The following is a 21,471-nucleotide window of genomic DNA, read 5'->3' on the forward strand; positions in this document are numbered from 1 at the left end:
AACGTTGACTTTATTTCTTAATCCATGTGATGGGGGCATTTTACCTGTTTGTATCGTCAAGATCAGTTAAGATTTCTTCGATTAATGCCGCATCCACCGCTCGCGCTTTTAGTACGTATAATATTTGTACTAATAGGTCTGCCCCCATAATTCCTTTGTTTACCTTGTTCCTCAGATTATCAGCGCTTTGTTCTACGCCAATGTCGGCTAAACGCTGGCTGAGCGCTTGATATTTTACTCCACGCACAGACATTTCAGACTTAACGAGTCGTGCTACGGTTTGTCGCCATGCATTTTTAGCACTCAATTTAACACCCCATTTGTGACGTATGATTTACAAAAACACACTTTTTTACACATTTAAAGCGTATTCGTTGTTGACGATTATGGCATAATGGGTCTACACTGCAAGTCAAGAATATTGGCGAGTGCGGAAATTGTGGTTACAGTGGCACTCGACATTATCGCTTCAATCGAAAAGGAGAACTGTATGAGTTGGGATCTAGAGAGCATCGAATCTTTGTTTAAAGGGCACGATGACTTTGTGGTGACGCGTGAGGAAAACTGTTTACTCATTGCGAATCAAGATGGTATCGACGCGTGGCTAGCTATAAGCGGCGAGCAAATTTTAGTAGAAACCTTATTGTTTGCTTCATCAGAAGTGAAAGACAAAGCGGCTTTAGATCACGAGATTTTATCTACCCATATGCTGTTCCCATTAACCACGGTAGGCATTTCGACTGTTGGTGACGAAGAGTATTACGTTGCCTTTGGTGCCCTAAGTGCACAGTCGAAGTCAGAAAGTATTGTGATTGAAGTAGAAACACTGTTTCAGAACGTTGCATCATTTTTAGATGCCTACGAAACACACCTTAGTTAATATTTACTTCGAAGGAGAAGCGAATGTCAGTTTGGAAAAAATTAGTTACTGCAGTAAAGGGTGGTGCCAACGAAGCGGCACAGTCGGTAGTAGATAGCCAGGCTATCCGTATTCTGGAGCAGGAAATTAGAGAAGCTAAAGAAGAGTTACGTAAATCTGATCATGCAAGAACACAGATTTTAGCGAAATGTAAGTTGTCGCAGCAAAAAGTTGCTAGCTTTAACTCTTCCATTTCAGAATATGAAGCGCATGCGCGTAAAGCGATTGATAACGATCGCCAACTCGCGCTTGATTGTGCTCAGAAGGTGTCTGAATTGAAGGAAGAACAATCGCAAGAACAAGCGTACCTTGATCAGTTCCAAACATCAGAAAAGCAATTGGCGCAAAATATTCAGCAAGCGAAAGCGAACTTACGTCGCTTAGAGCAGCAAGTGGATATGGTAAAAGCCACTGAAAGTGTACAAAAAGCACAAGTTGCGGTTTCATCTCGCCATATGGGCGCGAACAGTAAAATGAAAACCGCGACAGAATCGTTATCTCGCATTCAAGATAAACAGAAAATGCGTACTGCTGAACTTCAAGCGGCTGAAGAACTAGCCACTGAAGAGTCGAGCAGCGATTTAGAGAAGCGACTTTCAGAAGCCGGTATTAAAGGTGGTAAAACATCTGCCGATGATGAACTTGCTCGTATTTTAGGCAAATAAAGTAATATTTAACGGGAGCTTAGGCTCCCGCTTTGTCTTTTATAGACATATCCCCCGCTTAAAGGCACAGTTAAGAAAAGACAAACAAAGGTTGTTTCTCGCTATGTCGCAATGGACAAAACTGCGCAAAATAATGTTGCAGTATTTCGCCGAGTCTCGCTGGTATACCATCTTAGGTGCCACCGCATTTTATGGTGTGAGTAGTTACTGGCTACTTTATGCCGCCAATGAAAATGCATTAATTGCACAAGCCGATTTTATTTACTGGTTAGCAGTCACCGCATCTACGGTAGGTTATGGCGACTTATCGCCCACCACATCTGCCGGCAAACTCATCGTTGCATTTTATGTTATTCCGCTAGGACTAAGTATTTTTGCCATGGTTATTGGTCGAATTGCTGCCTGGGTATCTGGACAATGGAGAAAAGGGGTCATGGGCATGACAAGCCTTCACGTTAGTAAGCATATTTTAGTTATTGGTTGGAATGAGCAACGCACCATGCTGCTGCTCAATTTATTACTGCAAGAGCGGCAAGACATGTCTGAACAACCGGACATTGTGTTGTGTGTAAAAGCCGACATTACTAACCCCATGCCTGGTGTTATTGAATTCGTAAAGGTAGATTCGTTTAATAAAGATGACGATATGGACAGGGCCTGTATAGATTCAGCGCAAACGATTCTTATTGACAATCCACAAGACGACGTGACTATGACTACCGCATTGTATTGTTCAAAGCGGAATCCAGAAGCTCATCAGGTAGCCTATTTTAACGACGATAGCCTGGTAGGTTTGCTACAGGAACATTGCCCGAAGGTGGAATGTACGCCGAGTGTGGCCGTTGAAATGCTAGCCAAAGCGGCGTTTGACCCTGGTTCCAGTATGTTGCATCACGACTTACTCAGCGTAGATGAAGGCCAAGCCCAATTTTCAGTAAAAATTCCTAGCGATAGCCCAACCATTTCTGTCGCCAAATTATTTATGAACTTAAAGCGCCGTCACGATGCCATATTCATAGGTTATGCCCCAGGCGGACAAGTAAAAGAAATGGTGGTAAACCCGCCGCTGGAGTCGACGTTAGCACCTGGCGATACTTTATTTTACATTGCCGACAGGCGCATTAAAGCTATCAACTGGCCATCGTTAGACGCCGAATAGCACAGGAGTGTATTGTGTTTAGTAAATTATTTAAGAAAAAAGAGCCCGAAAAACCAAAAGCCCCAGAAGTGATGGGATTATACCTAGGTGGTTCATTCGAGCTAGATAATTTAAAGCTGTCGCTACTTGAGCCATCGCTCACGATAGAAGGCGCTGCTCGTTCACAACTAATTCAAGCTGTTGGCGAAGCGCCCCTTGATACTGGCGGTACTTTGCTGCGTTTTTACACTGATGATGACGCTTTTCTGCAAGTTGTATTAGATGGCGGGCTTACTGAAAACCACATTACTGACGTTAAACTGTGGCATTTTTACAGTACAGAAACTATTGGCAGTGAACAACAATGGAAATCTTGCGTAAACTCTTTGATTAGCCAACCCACTTACACCCTTGATGGCAAAGTATTTAAGCGGGTTTGGGAAGCGGTAGGGGCTGAATCACCGCCCGTGGCAGTAACAGAAACCACCTACGAAGAAGATGAAGATGTTAGCACTACCGATCAATTTATGATGCTCTACGAACGAGAGATAGAAAATGATAGAGTGGAATCATTACTGGTAGCGGGCGAAGAAAAGTTGGTAGGAAGCAACTTCGACCGTTGTCTAGTTATCTCCACAGGGTTTGATGTAGAGCCTGCAGATATCACAATAAATGGTTAACGACTAAAAGGGTAAGGAAGTTATATGGACACTATTATGAACTCGCTAAGCGGATTAGATAATTTCGCATTGTATTTTGGGCTCTCAATTGTTTTCCTTTTTGTTTTCAAATTAGTGTACGCACTAGTGACCCCTCATGATGAGTGGAAGCTGGTAAAAGAAGAAAAAAATGTGGCGGCGGCTATTGGCTTCGGCGGTGCAATCATTGGATTTGCCATTGCGCTAGGTAGCGCAGCATCTAACTCTGTAGCTATTGTTGATTTCGTTATCTGGGCAGTCGTCGCTATTATTGCGCAATCACTAGCTTTTGCATTATTACGTTTTACGTTTATGCCAAGAATTGCACAGCGTATTAATGAAAATGAAGTATCTGCGGGTGTAATGCTAGCCAGTATGTCTATTGCAGTGGGTTTATTAAATGCGGCATGCATGACCTATTAAGGGGGAGCCATGACAAATTCAAATAAATCACACAATATGCAAGATAATATACAAGGCGATATGGCAGATAATAAATCAGGTATTGCTACCACCAGCCGCAAACGCAGTTCAGGTATTAATCTGTCTCGCATGCGTAAAAGCTATGCGTTAAAACCATTGGCTATTGGTATTGCCAGTGTTTTTCTCACTGCCTGCGGTGAAGAGAAACAAGACGCGCAAATTTATACCTCATTAGAGGATTGCAAGCGTGACTTCCCTGATGCAGTAGAGCGCTGTGATGCGGCTTATAAAACCGCGACAGAAGAAGCGATGCGCACCAGCCCTCGCTTTAATAGCGAATACGATTGTGAGTACGAATTTGGTGCCAACCAATGTCGTACGGTGAACACCAATTCTGGCAGTGTATTTATGCCCTTTATGGCTGGCTTTATGGTAAGCCAGTTGTTATCGCCAAATCGTTATTACTCACAGCCACTCTATACCTCATACTCACCCTACTCTTCTTATCGTTCTCGTTGGGTTACCGCAGATGGCAACGTGTTTAGCGGTGATATTCGCAAGCGCAATTACAAAGTGGGCTCAGATACACTGAAACCTAAACCTACGGTAAACCGCACAATGAAACGCGGCGGTTTCGGTAGTAGTGTTAGGGCAAAATCATCGTGGGGCAGTAGCTCACGTAAAGGCAGTTGGGGCGGATAGCCATGTTTAGAATGCCATGCCAGCCTCGCAAAGGCTGGCAGCAGTTGGCCGGTGAGTTTGGTTTTCACTTTCATACCATGTATGGCGAACCCTACTGGGATGAAAGTGCGTACTACCAATTCACCTTAGCGCAAATTGAAAAAGACATTGAAGATCCCACCGCCGAGCTTCACCAAATGTGTTTGGCCGTGGTTGATGATGTAGTCAATAGTGAGCAGTTACTCACCCGCTTTTCTATCCCCGAAGCTCATTGGGGATTAGTGAGAGACAGTTGGCGCAACCGCGATCCTAGCTTGTACTCCCGCCTAGATTTAGTTTACTCAGGCACAGGCCCAGCCAAATTACTTGAAAACAATGCAGATACGCCCACCAGCTTGTACGAGTCTGGTTTTTGGCAATGGCTATGGTTAGAACAACAAGTGAATGCGGGTGTTTTAGCGCGAAATGCGGATCAATTTAATAGCCTGCAAGAAAAGCTGGTGTTTCGCTTCGGTGAAATAGCCCAGCACTATCAGCTTAATCAAATGCACTTTTCTTGCTGTAAAGACACAGAAGAAGATCGCGGTACGGTGCAGTATTTACAAGACTGTGCGCGTGAAGCTGGTATTAAAAGCGACTTTGTTTTTATTGAAGATATTGGTTTAGCAGATACTGGCGTATTTACCGACCTTGCCGATGCCCCCATTACCGACTGTTTTAAGCTCTATCCTTGGGAGTTTATTCTACGAGAAGAGTTCGGGGATGTATTAGGTGATGCAGAAGTAAATTGGCTAGAGCCTGCGTGGAAATCTATTATTTCAAATAAGGCATTGCTGCCCTTGTTGTGGCAGAAATTTGAAGGCCATCCTAATTTATTACCCTCCTATTTTGCTGACGATATTCCTCATGATGCAAAACATTCAGGCAAATGGGTTAAGAAACCACTATTTTCCAGAGAAGGCGCGAATATCTCATTGATTGAAAATGGAAAGGAATCGGAATTGAGCCCAGGACCGTATGGAGAAGAGGGGTTTATTGTACAAGCCTTTCACCCCTTACCTGTGTTTGACGGTAACCATACGCTTATTGGGAGTTGGTTAGTGGATGACATGCCCGCAGGAATTTCGGTTCGCGAGGATAGCAACGCTATTACGCAAGATTTGTCTCGATACTTGCCGCATATCATCTTGTAACTTAGGTTACACAGCCAATGATTTCGCTAAGGCTAAGTGTCATAACAAAGGAATAAAATTCTGTATATGAAGCCATTATCATTTCAACTTCGCGTGTTACTTACCTTAGGTGCTGTTCTAATTTTAATAGAAATAGTGAACCTTGTTACTGGTAATAGCTTAAATCAGTTTGGTGTATATCCCCGCTCCTTATCTCATTTGCCGTATATATTCACCGCCCCCTTTTTGCATGGCACACCGTCGCACCTAATGGCTAACTTTATCCCGCTTTTGCTGTTCATGTGGCTTACTATGCAATGGGGAAAGCGCACTTTCTTTATCGCTACGGCCAGCGCGTTAATCATTGGTGGTCTGGGTGTGTGGATTTTCGGCAGAAGCGCTATGCATATTGGTGCTAGCGGAATGGTTTATGGTTACTTTGGTTTTTTGGTATTAGCAGGTTTTAAGAGTAAAAAAGTTAAATACCTGCTCATTTCTATCATTGTCGCCATAGTATATGGCGGAATGTTAGTAGGAATATTGCCAACCTCACGATTTATTTCATTTGAATATCATTTTTTTGGCTTTTTAGGTGGGTTATTTGCCGCTTGGCACTGGGCACGCTGAATGTATGCCGTATAATTGAGGCTCATTAAACAGTGCGGCTATTAAGAGAAAGATAAAGGCGTTATGGCAGAAGTACAATCGCAGCAAAAAAATCAGGGCTTTTTCGGCAACCTTGCTTTCAATATTATTATACCCGTAGTGCTAATGAGCTATGCAAGCTCTGAAGATTACTTAGGCCCAGAATGGAGTATTGTCGCCGCACTTGCTTTCCCTATCGGTTATGGACTTTGGGATTTAAAAGCATCAGGCAAAGTAAATGGCTTCTCTATTTTAGGTATTATTAGTGTATTGCTTACCGGTGGTTTTAGTTTGTTAAAACTACCTGCTGAGTACATTGCTATTAAAGAGGCAGCTATTCCTGCGGCTATTGGTTTAGCAGTATTGATAACCCAGTATACTGAAAAGCCACTGGTAAAAATGCTTATTCTGAACGACCAAATTATAAATTGGCCGCACCTAAATAGCGTGCTCGATGCACAGAACAAGCAAGCCTTGTTTAAACGCAAAGTCGCAGTGAGTTCTTATATTGTGGCCAGCTCATTCTTCCTATCCTCAGCCCTCAATTATATTCTGGCAAAGGTAATTCTGGTAAGCGAACCTGGCACTACGGCTTACACCGAAGAGCTGGGAAGAATGACAGCGTTAAGTTACCCCGTCATCGTCATTCCAAGCATGATTTTGCTTATTGCAGCCCTGTGGTATTTATTTAGCCAGATAAAGAAAATTACTGGCGAAGAGTTGGATGACTTTATTAATCAGTAAACCGACCAATTGATGCGCTTGCTCAATGACGTTAGCGCAGCAACACCTAACAGAGAGTTTCCTACCGCGTTTAGCGCCGGTGAAAATACACAAATAGAAAAGCGGCCTGGTACCACTGCAATAATGCCGCCCCCTACCCCACTTTTACCCGGTAGGCCTACCTTAAACGCAAAGCTGCCTGCTTCATCGTACATGCCACTTGTCGCTAATAGGGCGTTTACTTGGCGGTTTTGATCTGGGCTTAATACTTGTTCTCCAGCACAGTTTGAATAACCGCGATTTGCGAGAAAATTAGTCGCTCGCGCTAAATCAATACAGCTCATTTCTAATGCACAGTTATTGAAGTAGCTATGTAGTACATCTTCAACTTCGTTCTCGAAGTTGCTGTAAGCTTTCATTAAATACGCCATAGCAGCATTTCTGGCCCGATGCTCGAACTCTGAATCGGCAACCACTTTATTAGCAAAGATTTGCTCATTACACGCTAAGCGTCTGACAAAATCTCGCATACCAATGTGAGGCGACGCAAAGCGAGACTGCGTCATATCACTGACCACTAGCGCCCCTGCATTAATAAATGGGTTTCGTGGAATACCATTTTCATATTCCAGCTGCACCAGCGAGTTAAAGGGTAAGCCTGACGGCTCACACCCTACCCGTTCCCACATGCTCTCGCCATAGTGATTCATGGCGAGTACTAGGTTAAATACTTTGGAAATACTTTGAATAGAAAAAGGCACATCAGCGTCACCAATTGACGTGATGTGACCTTCAATATCACAAATAGCAATACCAAATTGATGGGGGTTCACACTGGCTAGTGCTGGAATATAGTCTGCGACTTTACCCTCTCCTAGCATAGGTTTTACTTCATCAAAAATGGCTTCTAACAATGTAAGCATTAACGCTGGTTTCCTTTAGTGCTAGTTTCCTTTAGTGTCATTCGCAGCGCCAATTTTCTTTAAAATCACAGCTGGTGCTTGTGCCTTCAGGCTTCTCGCTATCTTTCATCAGCTCTACATTAGAGGTAATACCTTGAGTAGCTGCGCTACGCTTGTCGATAAAGTTGAATATTTTTTTAGCGATATCCGTGTTATCGATTTGCCCCATAAATGCACTGTACCCAGCACCAAATGCGAACACTTCAACATCCACACCGGTATGACCTGAAGACGTCCACCCAGTATTGGTTTTATTATCTAAAAATACCTTCAATGCCTTAAAGCGTGCTTCTTCATCTTGTTGAGCGATGCTGTCGAAGGTCGCAAGTTCTTCTTCCGTCACATCAAAACCAAAATTGGTTGCCACATATTCACCTGGGCTGTCTTGTTCAGCCATGTTCTTTGCAACGGTCGCCAAAGACGCTTTTAAATTGTGCAAGTATTCGGGGCTCCAACGATAGTCACCACGCGCACCAATAGTTAAGCCGCCTGTGCTGTGATCAGCCGTCAAAATAACTAACGTATCTGGGTTAGCTTTCACATACGTTTTTAGGTATTCCATGGTGTAGGCAAGGTCTTGCATTTCTGCCATCGCAGAGGCTATGTCATTGGCATGTCCAGCCCAATCAACTTGGCTAGCTTCTACTAATAAGAAGTACCCGTTGTCATTTTCGAGGTGCTTAATAGCATGTTCAGTTAAGTATTTAAGGCGATTATCGCGGCTATCGTCCAACATGGCGGGTAGTGCTACCGGAGCAAACAAGCCCAATACATTACTGCCTTTAGGTACAGTGGCTAAACGGTTGTAACTATCGGTATATTCATAACCGGCATCAATAAACTCGCCAATAATATTGCGGTCTTCACGCTCAAAAAAACTGGTGCCGCCACCTAACATAACGTCAGCAACTAATTCACCGTTTACACGAACGTCATAAAAGTCGTCAGCGATTTCATTATAATTTTTACGGCTTTCATTATGCGCAATATAAGCGGCCGGCGTTGCGTGTACAATTTGAGAAGTTACAGCTAACCCGGTACGCATGCCTTTTAATTTGGCGTAATGCATCACTGATTTTACTGGCTGCTTGTCTACATCAACACCAATCGCGCCGTTATATGATTTAACGCCTGAGGCTAACGCGGTAGCGGCGGCAGCTGAATCAGTCACAAAACCTGAAACTTTGGCAGGGTATGTTGATGCATTACCCAATAGAATGTCGTCAAATACTACTGCTTCAACTTCGGGTGTATTTTCATCGTCTACATAATTACGATAAGCGGTGGTGAAAGCTGGCCCCATACCGTCAGCCACTACCATGATGATATTTTTTGGTGCTGAGTATTGCGTTACAGGAGTTTGAGCACTTTCTTTTGGGGTAGCGCCACAACCTGACAATACTGAAATAGAACCACCCACTAATAATGTGGTTAAAAGTTTACGTTTACTATTAATCATGAAACTTCCCTGAAAACTGAAAAAATGCGCTTAAAATTAAAACAATAGCGCAAACGACCTTCATCCTATATGGAAGCAATTAGGCCTTTGTGTCATATAAAATTTGCACAAAATATTCCCAACATAATGGCTCGAGTATAAACGGACATTGAAGGTAGTACTTATTGAAGGCGATAGTGTAAGGCAGAGCTCACTTTTTCACAAAGTATTAAGGGTAAACAGTATTGTTAGGAGGGTTAACGGCTAAAGGTTAACGGCTTAGGGTTAATGGGTTTAGGGTGAACTACTTTTCTGAAAGAAAATCTCGAAGCCGCTGTTGAGCAACATCTACGAGCATATCTGGTTGAAACTTCGAAATAAACCTATCGCAGCCTACTTTTTCTACCATGGCGTCATTAAAACTACCGCTTAAGGAAGTATTTAGGGTGATAAAAAGATCCTGCATTCTAGGGTCGTTACGAACTTCCGAGGTTAACCTATAACCGTCCATTTCAGGCATTTCTGCATCGGTAAACATCATTAATATTTCATCGCTGGGGCGCTTACCAGCGTCAGCCCACTGTTGAAGTAACGCTAAGGCTTCGGCCCCATTTTCTCTTTCAATAATGTGTAAACCAAGTTGCTCCAAGGTATCTCTAACTTGTTTTCTTGCCGTACTTGAGTCATCAACGATAAGCACTTTTTTACCCACGAAGTGATTGATAATGTCTTTATCTAGTACCTTTTCAGAGATTGAAGTGTCGTAATCAATGATCTCGGCCAACACCTTCTCAACATCAATAATTTCGACTATTTCTTTTTTACCTTGCACCTCGACTTGCGTGATTGCAGTAAGGTAATTTGTTTTTCCCATTCCGCTAGGCGGTGGTTGTATGGTGTCCCATGAGGTGTTAACGATATTCATTACTTTACCAATAATAAAGCCTTGAACACTGCGGTTGTACTCAGTAATGATCACATTGTGCGCATCGTCACCTATTGCTCCGCCACGCATTTTAATCGCTTGGCGTATATCGATAATAGGGATTGCGCTTCCGCGATAATTCATTACCCCTTTTAGGTTGCAATGCGAACCCGGCATACTATTAAACTTCGGAACATTAATAACCTCTTTGATTTTGAACACGTTCATGGCAAATATGTGACGAGAGCCTAACTGAAACATCAGCAACTCAAGCCTATTTTCGCCCACTAGTTTAGTGCGCTGATCAACCGAGGAAAGGACGCCATTACTCATCATTACTCACTTAATTTTTAAATCAACAATTCACGTTCGTTTTTTAACTTGTGTTTTAACCAGCCTTGCCAGCAGCGGTTCTAATTGGCTACCGGCTAAATCCCACAAGCAAGGCTTCACCCTGCATTCTCAAATCGCTTCTCATCTGGGCCAAAATATCATTCACAATATGAATGACGGCAATGCAAAATATACACTTTTATTATTCCCCCTACCGCACTAGGATGAAATGGAAGCTTAAGAGAACGCACCAATGCGGTATCTCAAAACAACATTGAAACTAATTATAGTAGGGAGAAACGCTCATGTCGCAGTATCAACGAGATATTGATAACTTCGCCACTTTAAAAGCAGCACAGAAAGGTGCTTGGGAAGGCATTAACCCTGAGTACGCTGCTAGAATGAAAGTTCAAAACCGATTCCAAACTGGTTTGGACATTGCGCGTTACACTGCTGCTATCATGCGAAAAGACATGGCAGATTACGATGCTGACACAGCAAAATACACGCAGTCTTTAGGTTGCTGGCACGGCTTTGTAGGTCAACAAAAAATGTTGTCTGTTAAAAAGCACCAAGGTACTACAGATAAAAGCTATTTATACCTTTCAGGTTGGATGGTTGCTGCACTTCGCTCTGAATTCGGTCCTCTTCCAGACCAATCAATGCATGAGAAAACAACGGTTTCTTCGCTTATTGAAGAGCTTTACACCTTCTTACGTCAGGCTGACGCCCGTGAACTAGGCGACTTATTCCATAAGCTAGATGACGCGAAAGCAAGTGGCGGTGATGTAGCCGCTATTCAAAGCCAGATTGATAACTACGAAACCCATGTTGTACCAATTATCGCCGATATCGACGCAGGTTTCGGAAACGAAGAAGCCACTTATTTGCTTGCTAAGCAAATGATTGAAGCCGGTGCATGCTGTATTCAGATTGAAAACCAAGTTTCTGATGCGAAACAATGTGGACACCAAGATGGTAAAGTAACGGTTCCACACGAAGACTTCTTAGCTAAAATCAATGCGGTTCGTTATGCATTTTTAGAGTTAGGTGTAGACGACGGTGTTATTGTTGCCCGTACCGATTCACTAGGTGCTGGTTTAACACAGAAAATCCCAGTATCAACGTCTGAAAGTGACCTTGCTGCTCAGTACAATGCTTTCTTGAAAACAACACCAGTAAACGGTGCTGACGATTTATCTGAAGGCGACCTTGTATTGAAACAAGGCGGACAATTAGTTAAACCTGAGCGTTTACCTAACGGTTTATTCCGCTTTAAAGATAACTCAGGTTTTGACCGTGTAGTACTTGATTGTATTACGTCACTTCAGCACGGCGCTGACCTATTGTGGATTGAAACTGAAAAGCCACACGTTGGCCAAATTGCAGAGATGGTTAACGCTATTCGTGAGCAAGTGCCAAACGCTAAGCTTGTTTACAACAATTCACCATCTTTCAACTGGACATTAAACTTCCGTCAGCAAGTATTTGATACATGGGCTGAAGAAGGTAAAGACGTATCTGCGTACGACCGCGCTAAATTGATGAGCGAAGAATACGATACGACTGAACTAGCGACTACAGCTGATGAAAAAATCAAGAGTTTCCAAGCAGATGCTGCTCGTGAAGCGGGTATTTTCCATCACCTTATTACACTACCGACTTACCATACTACGGCATTGTCTACTGACAACTTGGCCAAAGGTTACTTCGGTGAAGAAGGTATGCTGGCTTATGTTCGCGGTGTTCAGCGCCAAGAAATTCGTCAAGGCTTAGCGTGTGTTAAACACCAAGCAATGGCAGGTTCAGATTTAGGTGATACACACAAAGAGTACTTCTCTGGTGAAGGTGCACTTAAAGCTTCTGGTGACGATAACACCATGAACCAGTTCGACGTTTAAACACAAAGTATCCCAACTTTCTTCAAAGGCACCTTCGGGTGCCTTTTTTAGTTATTCAGCAAATTTATTATAATTGCCAACACGTCTCAAAGCTAAGCTCTACGGCTTTCCCGCCATATGATAATAAATAGATATATCTTTCAGTAATTTGAGAATTTCAGTCTTTTTAGAACTAAGACCAAAAGCGTATCTGACAGCAGATTAAAAAGCCTTTATAATAGCCCTGTCTAATTGAGTTTATTAAGAGCATTACAATAATGAATATAGCGAAGGTCGACTTAAATTTACTAGTGTATTTAGATGTTTTGCTGCGAGAAGGCAGTGTAACGAAAGCGGCCAATCAGCTAAGCATTACGCAACCTGCAATGAGTAATGGGTTAAAACGCCTGCGTGACTTATTTAAAGATCCGTTATTGGTGCGCACCAGCGATGGAATGACGCCAACGAAACGAGCATTAGAGCTTCAACCTACTATTCGCGACGTGCTAAGCCGATTAGAAAGCTCAATTCAGCCTGAAACTGATTTCGACCCGCTAACTAGCGAACGTACCTTTCGCATAATGACCAGTGACTATGCAGAAAGTACCTTACTGCTTGAGTTAGTGGGCCGTTTAACCGATCTTGCGCCTAATATCACTCTCGACTTGATTACGCCTAGTGACGTGACCTTTCACGATGTAGAGCAAGGCAAGGTCGACATGGCCATTAATCGCTTTGAAGAGCTCCCGCTCTCATTTCATCAAAAAGTGATTTGGTACGATACGTTTAGTTGTGTAATGAGTTCAGATCACCCGCTTGTTGCAAAGTGTGATCTAGATAGCTATTTAAGTGCTCAACATATTTGGGTAAGTAAAACTGGCTTTGGTGTTGGAGTAGGTATTGACCCAACAGAAGTGCAGAAGCTTGGCTGGGTAGATGCCGAGCTAACTAAAATAGGAAAGCAGCGCGCTATCAGGGTATTTACCCGCCATTATCACGCCGCATTGCAAATTGCTAAAACCCAAAAGCTTATAGCTACCTTGCCAAGTAAAGCGGCGAAGTTGTTTAAAGACGATCCTAGTGTTGTGGTAAAAGAGCCGCCGTTTGATATTCCGCCTATTGCATTGAAAATGGCATGGAGTGCATTGCTTCATCACGATGCAGGGCATATCTGGCTACGCCGTTTGATTAGTGATGTAGCAAATGAAATGAGTGATAACTAGGTTATTAGTTAGTTTAGGGTAGCCGAAAGTTGTCTTAGACACGCTTTAACAACCTTTAGCAAACACGATTTTCATTATGAATACGACTTGCACACCGTCATTCACTATAAAAATGGCAAAGATAGAAACCATAAATTAAAAAACTGCCTTTATACTCTCTACACTAGAGCTACAGAAAATGTATAGAGGTAGTTATGCAAAATTATATTACACGTGGCCGTTTACAGGTTGCTGAGCAACTCGATGATTTCATCAACCAACAGGCAATGCCAGGCACTGGTTTTCAACCAGACGCATTTTGGCAAGGTGCAGAAGCCCTCTTCTCAGAATTCGTTCCTCAAAATCGTGCCCTACTAGAAAAACGAGAACAACTCCAACTGGCCATCGATGACTATCACAAAGCGGGGAACCCTGCTTTCGGTGAGCAATACGTTACTTTCCTAAAAGAAATCGGTTATTTAGTTCCACAACCAGAAAACGTTCAAGCCGATACCACCAATGTGGATGCCGAAATTGCCACCATGGCCGGGCCCCAATTAGTTGTACCTATTAACAATGCTCGCTATGCGTTAAACGCCGTTAACGCCCGTTGGGGCAGTTTATACGACGCCTTATACGGTACTGATGTTATTAGCGACGAAAACGGAGCAGAACCCGGGAAAAGCTACAACCCTATTCGTGGGGAAAAGGTAGTAGCAAAAGCCAAAGCGTATTTAGACGATATGCTTCCCCTTGCCAAAGGAAGCCATGTTGATGTTACCGGTTATAAAATAGAAACAGGTAAATTAGCCATTTCTCTAACCGATGGCGATATCACAACACTTGCGAACACCGAGCAATGGCAAGGTTACCAAGGTGACATTAGTGCACCCACAGCGCTATTGTTCGTGCACAATGGTTTGCATTTTGAAATTCAGATAGATGCCACCAGCCCTATAGGTAAAACCGACGCCGCAGGGGTTAAAGATGTTTTAATTGAAGCTGCGTTAACGACTATTATGGATTGCGAAGATTCAGTTGCAGCGGTTGATGCCGAAGATAAAACCTTGGTTTACAGTAACTGGTTAGGCCTAATGAAAGGCTCGCTAAGTATTGAAATGAACAAAGGTGGCAAAACCATCGTTCGTGCTATGCATCAAGATAGAGTGTATTCGCCATCAAAACATGTATCGAACCAAGAGCAGTTGTCTTTATCTGCCCGCAGCCTTATGTTCGTGCGCAACGTTGGTCATTTAATGACAAACGACGCTATGTTATTTGACGGCGAGCCAGTGCCAGAAGGCATTATGGATGGCTTGGTGACCTCGCTAATAGCAAAGCATGATTTGCTAAATAATAGCCAGTTTCAAAATAGCCGGCATGGCAGCATTTATATTGTAAAACCCAAGATGCATGGCCCTGAAGAAGTGGCGTTTTCTGATGCCCTATTCGCCAAGATAGAAACCGTAATTGATGTACCTAAAAATACATTGAAAATGGGTATCATGGATGAAGAGCGTCGCACCAGTGTTAACTTAGATGCCTGCATCAATGCTGCGAAGTCTCGGGTTGTGTTTATCAATACTGGTTTCTTAGACAGAACCGGCGATGAAATTCATACCTCTATGCTTGCGGGTGCTTTCGCCGAAAAGGCAACCCTCAAGACCATGCCTTGGATTATAGCGTACGAAACCGCCAATGTGGCCGTAGGGCTTCGATGTGGTCTTTCTGGTAAGGCACAGATTGGTAAAGGGATGTGGCCTATTCCCGATGAAATGCAAAATATGATGGATGCTAAAATTGGGCATCCTAAATCTGGCGCAAATACCGCTTGGGTTCCCTCACCTACCGCTGCCACTTTGCACGCTCTGCATTATCATGATGTAAATGTTTTCGACATTCAAAAGGGTTTAGATGAGACATTCTCAGGCCTTAACGATATTTTGACTATTCCACTGTTAGAAAATCGAGAATCGCTAACAGAAGACACCATACAGCGTGAAATAGACAACAATGTGCAAGGTATTTTAGGTTATGTGGTTCGTTGGGTGCATCAAGGTGTAGGCTGCTCAAAAGTGCCCGACATTAACAACGTTGGCTTAATGGAAGACAGAGCAACCTTACGTATTTCATCACAGCACATCGCTAACTGGCTTGAGCACGGCATTGTAAGTGCCGCGCAAGTAGATGAATCCCTTCGCCGAATGGCAAAGTTAGTTGATGAGCAAAACGCGGGCGACGCAGAATACATTGCTATGATGCCCGACCTTGATAACTCTATTGGCTTCTTGGCTGCAAGCGATCTTATTTTTAAAGGAAAAGAACAGCCAAGTGGTTATACAGAGCCTCTTTTACACGCAAGACGTCGCGAAATGAAAGCAAAATTGGTTGCACGAAATTAGTCATGTCCAATTGCTCACGCTTAATTGATCACGCCTAATTAATAACGTCTAATCAATGACGCTTAATTAATGACGTACAGTTAACAGCCTAGCGTGTAACGCGAGGGACATATCGAGCCCATCGTAGCAATGCCGAGCTTACATTAGTTTGCTCGGCTTTTTTTATTAACAACACTCTCCTGACTTAAGCAACTTGGCAACTCTTGTGCACATTGTAATTTTTTTAATAAAGGCCCGTGTATTTGCCCATCAATAAAGTGGCAGCTTAGGCTAACTCTACTAAGCTTCAGTGATAACAACTGGAGTTAAAAAATGCAGGTAACTTCAAAAGTGCCCACATCCGAGGGGCCAAATTCTAAAGTTATGAGTGCTAAAGCTCTGGACTCTAAAGACCTAGCCGCTAATGTGTCAGACGATAGCGCTAAGGATTTAATAATACCTAACTCTATCGTGCCCATTTTATCTGGTGGCGGTACTCGGCTAAGTGCGCATATTGGTATTCTTAAAGCCCTAAAAGACCTAAATATCGAAATTAAAACCCTAGTAGGCGTATCAGGCGGCTCTATTATTGCCGCTATGTTTGCCAAAGGGCATAGTATTGATGACATGCGAGAGTTAGTTATCGCTACCGATTTTAGGCAATTTACTGCTTTTTCCGTATGGCGATTGTTGCGCGAAGGCGGTTTATCGTCGGGGGATCATTTTGAACGCTGGATAGATAAAAAACTAGAAGGCGCAACCTTTGCTGACCTCCCTATCGCACTGACCATATTAGCAACTGATGTTAACGGTGGCGGCCCGGTATTGTTTGGTAAAGAAAGTACGCCAAATATGAAGGTTTCAGAGGCGGTGCGTTATTCCATGTCAATTCCTTTGCTGTTTTCATTCAAGCCTTATAGGGAGCACTTGTTAGTCGACGGCGCTATATTGTCTGAAGACGCATTGTTTGAAGATTGGCAGCAGGATGGTACCCCTACCGTGTGCTTTCGTCTTCAAAGTGCCATGCAAAAACGCCAGATAATTAAAAAAGGCGTGTTACTACTTCCCCAGTACCTCTCCATGCTAATACGCACTTTTATGACGGCAATTTCTAGGGAGTATATTAACGCGAAATATTGGCATAACACGGTAGTTATTAATACGGGGGAGATTTCAGCGGTAGACTTTACTTTAACACCAGAAATGAAAAATCATCTATTTGAACTAGGTTATGAAACCACAAAAGAATACCTTCCCAGAAAGTGCGCCGCCTTTCAAACTTTCAAGGTGGCGACTACTGGCACTGGCTAGGTATTCAATTTAACTAAAACGATTTAAATGTTGTAGAAGTCTTTGTACCAATCGACAAAGTTCTTAACACCCACATCGATAGACGTAGACGGTTTATAGCCTGTGTCGTTAACCAGTGAGGATACATCCGCATAGGTGTCTGGAACATCACCTGGCTGTAATGGCAATAGCTCTTTTTTCGCTTCAACGCCCAATGATTCTTCTAGCGTTTCAATGAACTTCAGCAAATGCACAGGGGTTTGTGCGCCTATGTTATAAACCTTGTAAGGTGCCTTACTTGAACTTGGATCTGGCTCACTGGCGTTCCACCTCTCGTTGGACTGCGCCACATTATCAAGTGAACGAATCACCCCTTCAACGATGTCATCAATATAGGTGAAATCTCGTCTGTGGTTACCGAAGTTGTAAACCTGAATTGTCTTACCTTCCAATATCGCCTTAGTAAATTTGAAAAGCGCCATATCTGGGCGCCCCCAAGGGCCATAAACGGTGAAGAAGCGTAAACCTGTAGTAGGTAAGTCGTATAAATGGCTATATGTATGTGCCATAAGCTCGTTAGCTTTCTTCGACGCTGCGTACAAACTTACTTGATGATCAACATTATGCTGCTCTGAGAACGGCATGGTTTCGTTAGCACCATAAACCGAACTTGATGATGCATAAACTAAATGACCTACTTTGTTGTGGCGACATCCCTCAAGAATGTTCATGAAGCCAACCAAGTTAGCATCTACATAAGCATTAGGATTTTCAATTGAATATCGCACACCAGCCTGTGCGGCTAGGTGAACCACTTTGTCGAATTTTTGATCTTCGAACAAAGCTGCCATTTCTGGCCTTTCTTCTACACCCATTTTGATAAACGTAAAGCGCTCGCCTGCTTCAGAGTTCTGAATCTGCTCTAATCTGGCATGTTTAAGGGCGATATCGTAATAATCGTTAATGTTGTCAATCCCAACAACATCGTCACCGCGATTAATTAAATATTGAGAAACGGCTGCACCAATGAAGCCTGCAGCGCCGGTAACCAGAATTTTCATAAAAGTCCTTTAAGATAAATCGTCTTTTGATCTATTTTTTCTGTCTATGTTTCCAACAAGCAACTCTGTCATGTAGCGACTCATTTTTTTCGCACTATGCTTGAGCAAAATACGAAATGGCATCTTGAGCAAGTGGCCTCTTACGAAGGCTAAATTAGTGGCAAAATTGCGAAAATTAGACGGTATAAGTTTGTGATTTAATGCTAGCACTCGAGTAAAAACGAAATCACAATAAACCAATTGAAGTTTAGATAGTTTAACTTGCGGCAGAAGCGCTTTTAAGTCAAGTTCAATCTTTACGTTTAGCAGCTTTTCTAGATACCTAAAAGCTAAAAAAACTTCAACAGAAAAACCCATTTGCTCAGCCAGTTTACCTAAGTGAGCTACTTCATTTTCATCATCAACAAATTCTTCAAGCAAATACGCTAAATCCGTTAAGTCTCTATAACCATGATGAAATTCTTCGCCGAAAAATAAATGCACTGCGGAGTGCAAGAACATTGCAGATGGTCTTAGAACTTCGATACCGTTGGGCAACGCTACTGTAGAGTTAAAAAGAATATCCGCATTAGGCGCTCTTCCGCTTATTGGAGGTACGATATTATGATGAACATCCAATACAGCTCCTCTTTTAAAATGTCGAAGAGGTGGAATTTCATGCGCCCACTCCCTGTAATAGTGCTGATCATAGTCATCTTCGGATTGAGAAAGCCAACCAAACATCATTAGGCACTTTTCAACTTTTTCTATCTCGTTCTTTGGCAACAAGATATCAATATCAGAGAATACTCTACCATTCGCCGCTTTGTTTTTACCTAATACGTAGCCTGCACCTTTTAAAATAACCAGTTTAGTATCGGTAATTTTAGCGACCAACTGTCTTACCGTTTCGGTCTCAAAACGAACTTGGTTGTGGAATAAAGCTTCATGGCGACGCGCTGCCTGCAAATGAGTTTTTGCTTTAGAGGGTATTACGTTACTCGGGTCGCTCAACACAATATACGCTAAGCGTGGCAGCACTGAATTCGCCCTGCTAATTAGGATAATATCTCGCCACTGTCGCAAGCTTAAGTTAGGAACGCTACGATGAGCTATGATTTGATTGATTAACTTGTGACTATCTTTCATCGATGAATTACTTCATTCAATAGTCGCTTACCTAAATCCTGAACATCGCTATAGCGCGCTTCAAAAAGAGCCACATTAGGAATGATGTCAGATAATATTTCAAAACCACTATGTTCAAAAAGGTCAAAGTTGAATGCATTTTCAATTAATTGGTGTAAAGCAAAAGTCTGCGCCATAGGCGTTAAAGTAGTTTGCATACCTCGTTCGAATTTAGGAAATACAATGCCGCAAATAGGCGCACTAACATGTCGATTTTCAACAGCAACTGTTGGCGGTCGCACGTGGGCCACATTTCCTTTTTGAGTATCCCTCGCTAAAGGGGAGATATAAGTATCCGGAAACCACTCTTTTACCAGTGATATGGAGTTATTCTTTAAACAGATGGGTCTCACAAAAGGTTCGACATGGTGGGTATTCAAGTTTATTACCGCCATTTCATCTGACAGCAAGCGCCAACCACTCAACGCTAGATAAGCGCACAGAGTACTTTTACCGGAACCTGGAGGCGCTGGAAAAATTATCGCTTTCCCATCTTTTTCTAAGACTGCGGCATGTAACAGTAAATAATCATGAAAAAAGTTAGCAACGCACCAATTCATACCCCACTCTAGCAATGGGTATGAGTGAGCGTAAGGCAAAGGCTTGAAGGGAATATTTTCATCGAGTTTGAATACTGCTTGGGGCTTATAATAGCGCCTCAAGTTAGTAGGTAGATTTACAGAAACGTTAAAATCAAACCAGTCATCTTTAGACGCAATATCATAATCTCGATAGAGCTCAAAAAGCGTATCGCTGACTAAATTAACTTTTGACGATACATTCATCATTAAAAGACTGAAATTAATGGATATATCGCCGCGATGAATGCGCTGCTCGAATGAGGATTTTGATAGCTGGCCTAACTTCAAGATTATCGCACTCTTATTTTCTTTAGTTCGCTAATATATGCAGATAATTTCAGGAAACCAGTTTTTTCTCTTTCAAAAATGCTAAAAGCTCATCATATTGTGAGTCATTAAAGTTGGGAGAAAACGGGTTTTGCAATGCACTAGGAAGGGTACCTTCATGCTTAAGTTGTTGCAACACCGGCAACACTTTAGCATCAAAAGTATACAGCCCACCGGAGGGAAGGTGGTGTAGAGACACTCCCGAACCATCCGATGATGAAAAAATACTAACCGAACCAATTAACATCATTTATTGTGGGCTATATTAGTATGTATCTTGAACGGCTTCTACGATCTGGCTTTGTGTGAAAGTACCGTTACTTATATTATCGTAAAGGTTCTCGACATAAGCGTACGCTGTGATACCACCAGCAAGCGGATAATTTCCACTTTCTGCATTAAGATATGCAGTCACTAATGCTTCGTTAATATCATTACCAGTCTTACCTGAATGCTTTCCGCCAGGTAAAAACTTTATCAAATTATTATTATTTCCGCCTATACCATTAAGGGGTCTTCGGCTTGTACCAAAAATAGCTTTCCATTGTATGTTCGCAACACCATAACTTGATTCGTCACCGTCGCTGAAAATGGTTGCCCATTCAGTAGGAGAAAGCCCTTGAACACTATCAGTTGAACAGTCTCTGGCTTGTGAAAGGTTACCTGAAAGGTTACCTGACACTGAACAACCTGTACCGCCGCCACTAGCCCATGCAGTTTTAGAAGCTAGTGTAGCAACTGCAGTGCCTGCCGCAGCCTTATAAATAAACTGTCTGCGACTATTGCTCTGGTTTTCAACATCCATGTTTTCTTTAGAGTTATTCATAATATTTTTATTATCCTGTAATACTGCTTCTAGG

The 21,471-nt window shown here is 42.6% G+C and carries 22 protein-coding genes; 13 read left to right on the forward strand and 9 right to left on the reverse strand.

The features are described from left to right. Positions 1-40: 40 nt before the first annotated feature. Positions 41-253: a DUF6471 domain-containing protein gene (locus Q4561_RS04395; protein WP_232043593.1), complete on the reverse strand. Its 213-nt coding sequence runs from the start codon at positions 251-253 to the stop codon at positions 41-43. A 237-nt stretch (positions 254-490) separates the two neighbouring features. On the opposite strand from Q4561_RS04395, the gene Q4561_RS04400 reads away from it, so the two are divergent. The 9 genes from Q4561_RS04400 (at position 491) to Q4561_RS04440 (ending at position 7,085) form a co-directional block, all read left to right on the forward strand. Beyond that, positions 491-880 carry a DUF2170 family protein gene (locus Q4561_RS04400; protein WP_062087694.1) on the forward strand — a complete coding sequence of 130 codons (390 nt, stop codon included), beginning with the start codon at positions 491-493 and terminating at the stop codon, positions 878-880. Positions 881-903: 23 nt separating this feature from the next. Next, on the forward strand, positions 904-1,584 hold the full coding sequence (locus Q4561_RS04405) for a PspA/IM30 family protein (protein WP_303457860.1): 681 nt from the start codon (positions 904-906) through the stop codon (positions 1,582-1,584). A 103-nt stretch (positions 1,585-1,687) separates the two neighbouring features. Then, positions 1,688-2,743 (forward strand): potassium channel family protein, encoded by a 1,056-nt coding sequence (locus Q4561_RS04410; protein WP_303457861.1) that lies wholly within the window; start codon positions 1,688-1,690, stop codon positions 2,741-2,743. Between the two features lie 14 nt (positions 2,744-2,757). Then, positions 2,758-3,402 (forward strand): YjfK family protein, encoded by a 645-nt coding sequence (locus tag Q4561_RS04415; RefSeq protein WP_303457862.1) that lies wholly within the window; start codon positions 2,758-2,760, stop codon positions 3,400-3,402. A gap of 24 nt (positions 3,403-3,426) precedes the next feature. After that, positions 3,427-3,843, forward strand: coding sequence for a DUF350 domain-containing protein (locus Q4561_RS04420; RefSeq protein WP_303457863.1), 417 nt, complete (start codon positions 3,427-3,429; stop codon positions 3,841-3,843). A 36-nt stretch (positions 3,844-3,879) separates the two neighbouring features. Further along, the gene (locus Q4561_RS04425) at positions 3,880-4,545 is read left to right on the forward strand and encodes a DUF1190 family protein (protein WP_303458121.1); all 666 of its coding nucleotides are present in this window, start codon (positions 3,880-3,882) and stop codon (positions 4,543-4,545) included. A gap of 2 nt (positions 4,546-4,547) precedes the next feature. Next, entirely contained in the window at positions 4,548-5,717 is a 1,170-nt protein-coding gene (locus tag Q4561_RS04430; protein WP_303457865.1) for a glutathionylspermidine synthase family protein, read from the forward strand. A 66-nt stretch (positions 5,718-5,783) separates the two neighbouring features. After that, positions 5,784-6,323 carry a rhomboid family intramembrane serine protease gene (locus Q4561_RS04435; protein ID WP_303457866.1) on the forward strand — a complete coding sequence of 180 codons (540 nt, stop codon included), beginning with the start codon at positions 5,784-5,786 and terminating at the stop codon, positions 6,321-6,323. 63 nt (positions 6,324-6,386) lie between these two features. Beyond that, the gene (locus Q4561_RS04440) at positions 6,387-7,085 is read left to right on the forward strand and encodes a VC0807 family protein (RefSeq protein ID WP_303457868.1); all 699 of its coding nucleotides are present in this window, start codon (positions 6,387-6,389) and stop codon (positions 7,083-7,085) included. Here Q4561_RS04440 and glsB read toward each other — a convergent pair. The 3 genes from glsB to Q4561_RS04455 all read right to left on the reverse strand — a co-directional run bounded on the left by glsB (position 7,079) and on the right by Q4561_RS04455 (position 10,722). Next, a complete protein-coding gene (gene glsB / locus Q4561_RS04445; RefSeq protein ID WP_303457870.1) occupies positions 7,079-7,987 on the reverse strand; it encodes a glutaminase B in 909 nt (302 codons plus the stop codon). The genes Q4561_RS04440 and glsB overlap by 7 nt on opposite strands. A 37-nt stretch (positions 7,988-8,024) precedes the next feature. Then, positions 8,025-9,485 carry an alkaline phosphatase gene (locus tag Q4561_RS04450; protein ID WP_303457872.1) on the reverse strand — a complete coding sequence of 487 codons (1,461 nt, stop codon included), beginning with the start codon at positions 9,483-9,485 and terminating at the stop codon, positions 8,025-8,027. A 283-nt stretch (positions 9,486-9,768) separates the two neighbouring features. Further along, a complete protein-coding gene (locus Q4561_RS04455) occupies positions 9,769-10,722 on the reverse strand; it encodes a chemotaxis protein CheV (RefSeq protein WP_303458122.1) in 954 nt (317 codons plus the stop codon). A gap of 305 nt (positions 10,723-11,027) precedes the next feature. Here Q4561_RS04455 and Q4561_RS04460 point away from each other — a divergent pair, with 305 nt between their 5' ends. From Q4561_RS04460 to Q4561_RS04475, 4 genes are all read left to right on the forward strand, one after another. Beyond that, positions 11,028-12,623, forward strand: a complete 1,596-nt coding sequence (locus Q4561_RS04460; RefSeq protein ID WP_303457874.1) for an isocitrate lyase — start codon at positions 11,028-11,030, stop codon at positions 12,621-12,623. 257 nt (positions 12,624-12,880) lie between these two features. Next, positions 12,881-13,825, forward strand: coding sequence for a LysR family transcriptional regulator (locus tag Q4561_RS04465; protein ID WP_303457876.1), 945 nt, complete (start codon positions 12,881-12,883; stop codon positions 13,823-13,825). Between the two features lie 194 nt (positions 13,826-14,019). Beyond that, on the forward strand, positions 14,020-16,206 hold the full coding sequence (locus Q4561_RS04470; RefSeq protein WP_303457878.1) for a malate synthase G: 2,187 nt from the start codon (positions 14,020-14,022) through the stop codon (positions 16,204-16,206). A gap of 312 nt (positions 16,207-16,518) precedes the next feature. Then, entirely contained in the window at positions 16,519-17,496 is a 978-nt protein-coding gene (locus Q4561_RS04475; protein WP_303457880.1) for a patatin-like phospholipase family protein, read from the forward strand. 23 nt (positions 17,497-17,519) lie between these two features. Here the strand turns inward: Q4561_RS04475 and Q4561_RS04480 are convergent, their stop codons facing one another. The 5 genes from Q4561_RS04480 to Q4561_RS04500 form a co-directional block, all read right to left on the reverse strand. After that, positions 17,520-18,536 carry an NAD-dependent epimerase gene (locus Q4561_RS04480; RefSeq protein ID WP_303457882.1) on the reverse strand — a complete coding sequence of 339 codons (1,017 nt, stop codon included), beginning with the start codon at positions 18,534-18,536 and terminating at the stop codon, positions 17,520-17,522. A gap of 9 nt (positions 18,537-18,545) precedes the next feature. Continuing rightward, positions 18,546-19,664: a nucleotidyltransferase family protein gene (locus tag Q4561_RS04485; protein ID WP_303457883.1), complete on the reverse strand. Its 1,119-nt coding sequence runs from the start codon at positions 19,662-19,664 to the stop codon at positions 18,546-18,548. Beyond that, positions 19,661-20,572 (reverse strand): HprK-related kinase A, encoded by a 912-nt coding sequence (locus Q4561_RS04490; protein WP_303457885.1) that lies wholly within the window; start codon positions 20,570-20,572, stop codon positions 19,661-19,663. Before Q4561_RS04490 ends, Q4561_RS04485 begins: the two co-directional genes overlap by 4 nt. Positions 20,573-20,621: 49 nt before the next feature. Then, a complete protein-coding gene (locus tag Q4561_RS04495) occupies positions 20,622-20,810 on the reverse strand; it encodes a hypothetical protein (protein WP_303457886.1) in 189 nt (62 codons plus the stop codon). A 66-nt stretch (positions 20,811-20,876) separates the two neighbouring features. Next, the gene (locus Q4561_RS04500) at positions 20,877-21,437 is read right to left on the reverse strand and encodes a twin-arginine translocation signal domain-containing protein (RefSeq protein ID WP_303457887.1); all 561 of its coding nucleotides are present in this window, start codon (positions 21,435-21,437) and stop codon (positions 20,877-20,879) included. Positions 21,438-21,471: the final 34 nt, after the last annotated feature.

The sequence above is a fragment of the Alteromonas sp. 1_MG-2023 genome, from assembly GCF_030547075.1.
Classification (GTDB): domain Bacteria; phylum Pseudomonadota; class Gammaproteobacteria; order Enterobacterales; family Alteromonadaceae; genus Alteromonas.

What these genes read in the sequence shown, in the direction of transcription:
- Q4561_RS04395 (WP_232043593.1), bottom strand. Translation starts at nt 253, where the DNA reads ATGTCTGTGCGTGGAGTAAAATATCAAGCGCTCAGCCAGCGTTTAGCC.
- Q4561_RS04400 (WP_062087694.1), top strand. Translation starts at nt 491, where the DNA reads ATGAGTTGGGATCTAGAGAGCATCGAATCTTTGTTTAAAGGGCACGAT.
- Q4561_RS04405 (WP_303457860.1), top strand. Translation starts at nt 904, where the DNA reads ATGTCAGTTTGGAAAAAATTAGTTACTGCAGTAAAGGGTGGTGCCAAC.
- Q4561_RS04410 (WP_303457861.1), top strand. Translation starts at nt 1,688, where the DNA reads ATGTCGCAATGGACAAAACTGCGCAAAATAATGTTGCAGTATTTCGCC.
- Q4561_RS04420 (WP_303457863.1), top strand. Translation starts at nt 3,427, where the DNA reads ATGGACACTATTATGAACTCGCTAAGCGGATTAGATAATTTCGCATTG.
- Q4561_RS04425 (WP_303458121.1), top strand. Translation starts at nt 3,880, where the DNA reads ATGCAAGATAATATACAAGGCGATATGGCAGATAATAAATCAGGTATT.
- Q4561_RS04430 (WP_303457865.1), top strand. Translation starts at nt 4,548, where the DNA reads ATGTTTAGAATGCCATGCCAGCCTCGCAAAGGCTGGCAGCAGTTGGCC.
- Q4561_RS04435 (WP_303457866.1), top strand. Translation starts at nt 5,784, where the DNA reads ATGAAGCCATTATCATTTCAACTTCGCGTGTTACTTACCTTAGGTGCT.
- Q4561_RS04440 (WP_303457868.1), top strand. Translation starts at nt 6,387, where the DNA reads ATGGCAGAAGTACAATCGCAGCAAAAAAATCAGGGCTTTTTCGGCAAC.
- glsB (WP_303457870.1), bottom strand. Translation starts at nt 7,987, where the DNA reads ATGCTTACATTGTTAGAAGCCATTTTTGATGAAGTAAAACCTATGCTA.
- Q4561_RS04450 (WP_303457872.1), bottom strand. Translation starts at nt 9,485, where the DNA reads ATGATTAATAGTAAACGTAAACTTTTAACCACATTATTAGTGGGTGGT.
- Q4561_RS04455 (WP_303458122.1), bottom strand. Translation starts at nt 10,722, where the DNA reads ATGAGTAATGGCGTCCTTTCCTCGGTTGATCAGCGCACTAAACTAGTG.
- Q4561_RS04460 (WP_303457874.1), top strand. Translation starts at nt 11,028, where the DNA reads ATGTCGCAGTATCAACGAGATATTGATAACTTCGCCACTTTAAAAGCA.
- Q4561_RS04465 (WP_303457876.1), top strand. Translation starts at nt 12,881, where the DNA reads ATGAATATAGCGAAGGTCGACTTAAATTTACTAGTGTATTTAGATGTT.
- Q4561_RS04470 (WP_303457878.1), top strand. Translation starts at nt 14,020, where the DNA reads ATGCAAAATTATATTACACGTGGCCGTTTACAGGTTGCTGAGCAACTC.
- Q4561_RS04475 (WP_303457880.1), top strand. Translation starts at nt 16,519, where the DNA reads ATGCAGGTAACTTCAAAAGTGCCCACATCCGAGGGGCCAAATTCTAAA.
- Q4561_RS04480 (WP_303457882.1), bottom strand. Translation starts at nt 18,536, where the DNA reads ATGAAAATTCTGGTTACCGGCGCTGCAGGCTTCATTGGTGCAGCCGTT.
- Q4561_RS04485 (WP_303457883.1), bottom strand. Translation starts at nt 19,664, where the DNA reads ATGAAAGATAGTCACAAGTTAATCAATCAAATCATAGCTCATCGTAGC.
- Q4561_RS04500 (WP_303457887.1), bottom strand. Translation starts at nt 21,437, where the DNA reads ATGAATAACTCTAAAGAAAACATGGATGTTGAAAACCAGAGCAATAGT.